This window comes from Saccharomonospora iraqiensis subsp. iraqiensis (assembly GCF_000430445.1).
Lineage (GTDB): Bacteria > Actinomycetota > Actinomycetes > Mycobacteriales > Pseudonocardiaceae > Saccharomonospora > Saccharomonospora iraqiensis.
The window spans coordinates 7,219-10,785 of record NZ_KE387063.1; the positions used below are offsets into that span (position 1 = coordinate 7,219).

Sequence of the window (3,567 nt, forward strand, 5' to 3'; positions counted from 1 at the left end):
GGCCGACCGGGGCGGCCGGGGTGAGCCGGTGCCGGGACCGCCCCCGTCCCGGCCGCCCCGTCGCTAGAATGGCGGCCATGACCGGGGCCGTGGCGACCGCGACGAGGGCACAGGGCGGCCCGTACCGGCAGCGGATCATCGAGACCGCGATCGGCTTCACCGTGCGGTCGGGATGGTCCAACCTGACGATGTCCCGGCTGGCCGACCTGGTCGGCGTCAGCAGGCAGACCGTCTACAACGAGATCGGGTCGAAGTCCGCGCTCGCGGAGGCGATGGTCCACCACGAGCTCGACCGGTTCCTGGCCGCGGTGGAGTGGGCCTTCGAGCGGAACCCGGACGAGCTGGTGCCCGCGATCCGTGCGGCGTCCGAGGCCGTGCTCGAACTGGCCGAGGACAACGTCCTGCTGCACGCGATCGTGTCCGCGACGCACGCGGCGGAGACCGATCTGCTGCCGCTGCTGACCACCCACGCGGGCCCGCTGCTGACCACCGCCAAGTCGGTACTCACCGACCGGCTCGCGCGGTACGGGCCGCCGTTGACCGCCGACGAGCTGGCCGTCGCGATCGACGTCGTGGTGCGCGTCGTGCTCAGCCACGTCATGCAGCCCTCGGACACCCCGGCCCGCACCGCCGAGCACGTCGCCTGGGTGGCGGGCCGGGTGCTCGGCGTCCCGTCGTCCGGCGGTCACTCCCGCTGAGCGCCGTGATCCCACCCGGGTGGGCACGGCACGGCGTCACGGGCGGTCGAAGATCGATTCGTCGGGGCGGGTCCCGGTGGTGGTCTCGACCGACCGGAAGATCAGTTCGTCCTCGCTCAGCCCCTGCTGCTCGGCCATCATGGCGAACGCCGACCGGGCACGACCCACCATCGGCATCATGTTGATCGTCCACGTGTCGCCGGAGCGGGCGAACTCGTACTCGAACGGCCCCTTCTCCCCGTCCCGGAGCACCGTGGCGGTCGCCTCGTCGCCCTGCACCGTCACCTCGCCGATGTCGTGCCGGGCGATCGCGGCGCTGTTCACCATGCCCTCCTCGACGCCGAGGACGTAGGCCTCCCGCCCGCTCATCCCCTCCAGCTCCGCGGGCGTGGAGATCGTCCGGAACACGGCCACGTTGTAGCGGTCCAGGGCGGGCAGCTCCCCGAGGCGTTCCGGCCCCGCGGTCGCGCCGAGCTCGGCCAGGGTGCGGTAGTAGTCGACGGTCTCGTCGCTGATCATTTCCACCGCCGTGGCGCCGTCGCCCTGTTCCAGGGCGCGCCGGTACCGGTCGAACATCGTCACGACCTCCTGGTCCGCGTCCCGGGAGGCCGCGCCGGTGTCGCGGGGCGCCCCGGTCGCGGAGTCGCGGACCGCGTCACCGGTCCCGTTTCCGGTGCCCTCGACGCCGGAGCACGACACCGTCGCCGCCCCGAGCACGACGACCAGGAGCCCGCCGATCCACTGCCTCGCAAACATGTCTCTCCTCGGGAACTGCCGCGTATCCGCGCCGGTCACGGTGCCCGCGTCGTCGCGGGCCCGAGGAGCGTAACCAGGTGCCGGGCACCCCGCCCGGTGTCGTGACCCGACCGGTGGACCACCGATCGCGGGTTATCCGGGCGGGATCAGCCGTGCTCGACGTGCCGGCGCCTGCGGGCGGTGTAGAACAGCACCGCGAACGCCGTGGCGACCATGACCGCGAACGCGGTGCCGCCCACCACGAGGGCCTGGACCACGACGTCCGACGGGGGCGTCGGCGCGCTCTCCGGAGGGGTGCCGGTCTCCTCCTGCGCCGAGGCCACACCGGAGCCGAGGCCCACCAGGAACACGGTCAGCAACCCCAGCAGAGACAGGACCGGCCGGACGTTGCGGTTCATCGCGCACTCCCCTCGACAACGGATGATCCCTGAAACGGATGACGCTCGGCGTCGGTGGGGGAGTTGCCCGGAACGGGCGAGATCACACCGTTCGTGGCGCGTCCGGGAGCGGGATCACATGGTGTCCAGGGCGCCGTCGATCTCCCCCGCCAGGGACGTGTCCTTCTCGGTGATCCCGCCGTGCGAGTGGGTGCTGAGCCGGAAGGTCACGGTCCGGAACCGGATGTCGATGTCCGGATGGTGGTTCTCGCTCTCGGCGATCTCGGCGACCCGGTTCACGACCTGGATCGCGTGTGGGAAGTCGGGCAGCTGGGCCGTGCGTTCGATCGCGTTGCCCTCGCGGTGCCATTCGGGCAGGTGGGACAGGGCCTGGTCGATCCGCTCGTCACTGAGTAACTCCGTCATGCCTCCATCGTGGTACGTGGACGGGTACGCTGCACGCTGCCACGGGAGTCCGGCGCGCCGGGCTGAGAGGCGGGTCCGCGGCCCGCGACCGTTTCGCACCTGATTCGGATCATGCCGACGCAGGAAGGGGGCACCTTCCGCGCCGGTACACGGCAAGGAGGGTCAATGGGCCACAGCTTCCGTCCGCGGCCGGGTTCCGCGCGGGTGGCGGCCGCCCTGGTCTCGGCCGGTGTGCTCGCCACCGGATGCACCGTCATGGCCGGCGACGACGAGTCGTCGGAGCAGCCGGTCACGGTGACGCTGGTGACCCACCAGTCGTGGTCCGTGCCGGAGGAGGTCGTCCACGGGTTCGAACAACGCTCCGGGCTCCGGCTCGAGGTGCGCAAGGAGGGCGACGCCGGCGAGCTCACCAACAAGCTCGTGCTGCGCCGGGACGACCCGATCGGCGACGTCGCGTACGGCGTGGACTCCACCTTCGCCGGCAGGGCCCTGTCCGCGGGGGTGTTCGAGCCCTACACCAGCCCGGAGGCCGACCGTGGCCCGCACCGGTACACGATCGACCCACGGCAGCGCCTGTCGGCGGTCGACGTGGGCGACGTGTGCGTCAACATCGACAGCGGGTGGTTCGCGGAGAACGACGTCGCCGAACCCACCACGCTGGCCGACCTCACCGAACCGGAGTACGCCGACCTGCTCGTGACGCCGAGCCCGGCGACCTCCTCGCCGGGGCTGGCGTTCCTGCTCGCCACCGTCGCCGAGTTCGGCACGGACGGCTGGACCGACTACTGGCGCGACCTCGCCGACAACGGCGCGCGCGTGGTCAGCGGGTGGACCGAGGCCTACACCCAGGAGTTCTCCGGCTCCTCGGGGCAGGGCGAACGGCCGATCGTGGTCTCCTACGCCTCCTCCCCGGCCGCGGAGGTCGGCCGCGACGGGCGTCCCCGCACGAGCGCGCTGCTCGACACCTGTTACCGCCAGGTGGAGTACGCGGGTGTGCTGGCGGGCACCGACCGGCCGGACGCGGCGGGCGAGGTGGTCGACTTCCTGCTCTCGCCCCGCTTCCAGACGGCTCTCGCCGAGAACATGTACGTCTACCCCACGCGGCACGGCGTCGCGCTGCCCGAGGGCTGGGCGCAGGTGGCACCCCGCCCGCGGGACCCGATGTCGCTGCCCACCGAGCAGGTGAGCGAGAGCCGGGAACGCTGGATCGGCGAATGGCGCACGGTGCTCGACCGGTGACCGACGGCCCCCGCCGGGCGGAGACCCGGCGGGGTGGCGGCTTTCCGCGGGTGCTGGGCGCGGCCGCGCCG

The 3,567-nt window shown here is 72.4% G+C and carries 5 protein-coding genes; 2 read left to right on the forward strand and 3 right to left on the reverse strand.

All coding sequences use genetic code 11. The features are described 5' to 3' along the window. The first annotated feature begins 68 nt into the window (after positions 1–68). Positions 69–698 carry a TetR family transcriptional regulator gene (locus tag ACTIR_RS0105615; protein ID WP_026453538.1) on the forward strand — a complete coding sequence of 210 codons (630 nt, stop codon included), beginning with the start codon at positions 69–71 and terminating at the stop codon, positions 696–698. A 36-nt stretch (positions 699–734) separates the two neighbouring features. Here ACTIR_RS0105615 and ACTIR_RS0105620 read toward each other — a convergent pair whose 3' ends face one another. From ACTIR_RS0105620 to ACTIR_RS0105630, 3 genes are all read right to left on the reverse strand, one after another. After that, the gene (locus tag ACTIR_RS0105620) at positions 735–1,454 is read right to left on the reverse strand and encodes a hypothetical protein (protein WP_233345835.1); all 720 of its coding nucleotides are present in this window, start codon (positions 1,452–1,454) and stop codon (positions 735–737) included. Positions 1,455–1,600: 146 nt separating this feature from the next. After that, positions 1,601–1,852 carry a hypothetical protein gene (locus ACTIR_RS0105625; RefSeq protein ID WP_026453540.1) on the reverse strand — a complete coding sequence of 84 codons (252 nt, stop codon included), beginning with the start codon at positions 1,850–1,852 and terminating at the stop codon, positions 1,601–1,603. A gap of 114 nt (positions 1,853–1,966) precedes the next feature. Continuing rightward, entirely contained in the window at positions 1,967–2,257 is a 291-nt protein-coding gene (locus ACTIR_RS0105630; RefSeq protein ID WP_007026404.1) for a 4a-hydroxytetrahydrobiopterin dehydratase, read from the reverse strand. A 165-nt stretch (positions 2,258–2,422) separates the two neighbouring features. Here ACTIR_RS0105630 and ACTIR_RS0105635 point away from each other — a divergent pair, with 165 nt between their 5' ends. Then, positions 2,423–3,496: a thiamine ABC transporter substrate-binding protein gene (locus ACTIR_RS0105635; protein WP_026453541.1), complete on the forward strand. Its 1,074-nt coding sequence runs from the start codon at positions 2,423–2,425 to the stop codon at positions 3,494–3,496. Positions 3,497–3,567: the final 71 nt, after the last annotated feature.

Excerpts from the sequence above, each read along its gene's own strand:
- ACTIR_RS0105615 (WP_026453538.1), top strand. The coding sequence starts at position 69 with ATGGCGGCCATGACCGGGGCCGTGGCGACCGCGACGAGGGCACAGGGC.
- ACTIR_RS0105625 (WP_026453540.1), bottom strand. The coding sequence starts at position 1,852 with ATGAACCGCAACGTCCGGCCGGTCCTGTCTCTGCTGGGGTTGCTGACC.
- ACTIR_RS0105620 (WP_233345835.1), bottom strand. The coding sequence starts at position 1,454 with ATGTTTGCGAGGCAGTGGATCGGCGGGCTCCTGGTCGTCGTGCTCGGG.
- ACTIR_RS0105630 (WP_007026404.1), bottom strand. The coding sequence starts at position 2,257 with ATGACGGAGTTACTCAGTGACGAGCGGATCGACCAGGCCCTGTCCCAC.
- ACTIR_RS0105635 (WP_026453541.1), top strand. The coding sequence starts at position 2,423 with ATGGGCCACAGCTTCCGTCCGCGGCCGGGTTCCGCGCGGGTGGCGGCC.